Origin of the sequence: Apilactobacillus timberlakei (genome assembly GCF_002993965.1) — a bacterium.
Classification (GTDB): Bacteria; Bacillota; Bacilli; order Lactobacillales; family Lactobacillaceae; genus Apilactobacillus; species Apilactobacillus timberlakei.
Genome location: NZ_POST01000016.1, coordinates 1 through 1,810, shown reverse-complemented (window position 1 = coordinate 1,810; position 1,810 = coordinate 1). Strand labels below are relative to the sequence as shown.

The 1,810-nt window shown below is 31.6% G+C and carries 5 protein-coding genes; all 5 read right to left on the bottom strand.

The window, feature by feature from the left end:
* Nucleotides 1-136: 136 nt before the first annotated feature.
* On the bottom strand, nucleotides 137-283 hold the full coding sequence (locus C7N71_RS08145) for a hypothetical protein (RefSeq protein WP_157944403.1): 147 nt from the start codon (nucleotides 281-283) through the stop codon (nucleotides 137-139).
* Nucleotides 276-491, bottom strand: coding sequence for a hypothetical protein (locus C7N71_RS07975; RefSeq protein ID WP_105988561.1), 216 nt, complete (start codon nucleotides 489-491; stop codon nucleotides 276-278). The genes C7N71_RS08145 and C7N71_RS07975 overlap by 8 nt, the downstream gene beginning before the upstream one ends.
* Complete coding sequence (locus C7N71_RS07970; RefSeq protein ID WP_105988560.1) at nucleotides 491-748, bottom strand: hypothetical protein; 258 nt, start codon at nucleotides 746-748, stop codon at nucleotides 491-493. Before C7N71_RS07970 ends, C7N71_RS07975 begins: the two co-directional genes overlap by 1 nt.
* A gap of 281 nt (nucleotides 749-1,029) precedes the next feature.
* A complete protein-coding gene (locus C7N71_RS07965; protein ID WP_105988559.1) occupies nucleotides 1,030-1,446 on the bottom strand; it encodes a DUF1064 domain-containing protein in 417 nt (138 codons plus the stop codon).
* A partial coding sequence (locus tag C7N71_RS07960; RefSeq protein WP_157944402.1) for a DnaD domain protein occupies nucleotides 1,446-1,810 on the bottom strand: 365 nt, incomplete at its 5' end. The genes C7N71_RS07960 and C7N71_RS07965, both read right to left, overlap by 1 nt.

Below are 1,810 nucleotides of genomic sequence, written 5' to 3'. Positions count from 1 at the left end.
TCATCTTCAGCATGCTCACTTAATTGCTGATTTCTAAGCTCTATGAATTTATCTTTTGCCATTATTTATCACCTTTCAAACTTCTTAAAGAATTCATCATTCTAATTCCCACAAGTATCTCCATAATTAATACATATCAAAATAATTCATAAAAAGGGAACCAATATAAGCACAAGAAAAAAAATAAGAATAAAAATAATGCAACAAGTGCAAAACACAAGACCATGTTTTTTGCAATATCAAGAAAATCTTTCGTCATTTTAATCATTTCTTCTTTATTCATTTTCATTCTCCTCTTCTGCAAAATCTTTAATAAATTTCTTAGAAGCTGTTGTTGCATGTCTTGCAAAACTATATAAATCAAATTCTCTAGCATCGGCAGTAACTAACGATGCAATTGCCAAATTAATTAGTTCATTATTGCTAAAATCTTCCATTAGCACTATATCTTCCAAAATATCGTTATAACTTGCTTCTACTTTTTTGCCCATTATTTATTCTCCTTGCTTTTATTCAAATCCACACCAGTTTGAGAGCTGATAATCTCTTTTATTTCTTCAGTAGTACACATCTTAGACATTTCTTTAGTTAGGATAATTAGCATATTTTGTTTGCGTTTGATTGACAAATAATGATTAATGTAGTCACTCTTATACGCAAAATATCTAAGCATAAGCTGATTAATCATAGCAGCGATTAATGCTGCAAAAATCATAAGTCCTAGTAGCATTGCTAAAAAGTTAAACATTCTTATTATTTACCCCTCACTTGTCTGCATTCAAATTTATAGTTTTTTATAACTAAATTACTCAAACTAGGTAAAATCATTAATTCATCATGTCCAAATTGCATATCACACGGTACTTCTATCGTGCCTGTATTCCATAACTTAAAAGCATCATATTTATTTCCGTTAAAGCAATAGAAGTAATAATAAATTGATAACCTGTCAGGACTAAAAACTGATACCTTCCATTTTTTTACCACTGCTAATATTTATTTCAGCTTGCAGCTTTTTAGAAATATCCATTAAAATAGCTCCTTTTCATAATTATTTTTATTTCTCACGATATAAACAGGCACACGGTACTTCTCAATAAATGCCCTCATCCGCAAACTTGCATCGGCTGTAATCTTGTAACCTTTCACATCAATTGCTTCCACTAACTCACCATGCTCATAAATCGTAAAATCTGGCGTATAAACTCGTTTGCTGTATGTCTTACCAAATATTCGTAAAGTTGGTAAAAGTTCAAAGCGTTCATGTAATTTAAAGTCTGTGTGCTGTTGTTTAAGTAGCTTGTAGTAGTTAGCTTCTACACGGCTATCAAACTTATGGCCGTCAACTGTTACTTTATGTGCCTGGTACTTATTTCGCTTTCTACGTGGCCTTACTATTTTTCTTTTGTAGTTAAACTGGCGATTAGTGTTTGGATAATTGATCATTAGTTATTAGCACTCCTAATTCGCTTTAACTTATCTTCCAATTCCTTTGTACGCTTTGAATCATGTTGATTATTATTAGATTTGGAATGATCTGGCTTATAATTGTTATCTTCATACTTTTTAAGCCATTCTGGTGGCTCTTCCTTAATAGGAGTATGTCCACCATATGATTTACGTTGCTTAAATACACGATCTAATCGTTGACTATGTTCTTTATTTTGTTTTTTAGCATCTTCAACTGTTTCAATACCTGACTTGGACCATTCAGTTAAGATTTTATCAAGATAGCTATATGCACCCCGAGAACTAACATTATTTCTACCAGCAATCGTAATAGCACAAGCAACGTAATAGCACAAGCAAC

What these genes read in the sequence shown, in the direction of transcription:
- C7N71_RS08145 (WP_157944403.1), bottom strand. Translation starts at nt 283, where the DNA reads ATGAATAAAGAAGAAATGATTAAAATGACGAAAGATTTTCTTGATATT.
- C7N71_RS07975 (WP_105988561.1), bottom strand. Translation starts at nt 491, where the DNA reads ATGGGCAAAAAAGTAGAAGCAAGTTATAACGATATTTTGGAAGATATA.
- C7N71_RS07970 (WP_105988560.1), bottom strand. Translation starts at nt 748, where the DNA reads ATGTTTAACTTTTTAGCAATGCTACTAGGACTTATGATTTTTGCAGCA.
- C7N71_RS07965 (WP_105988559.1), bottom strand. Translation starts at nt 1,446, where the DNA reads ATGATCAATTATCCAAACACTAATCGCCAGTTTAACTACAAAAGAAAA.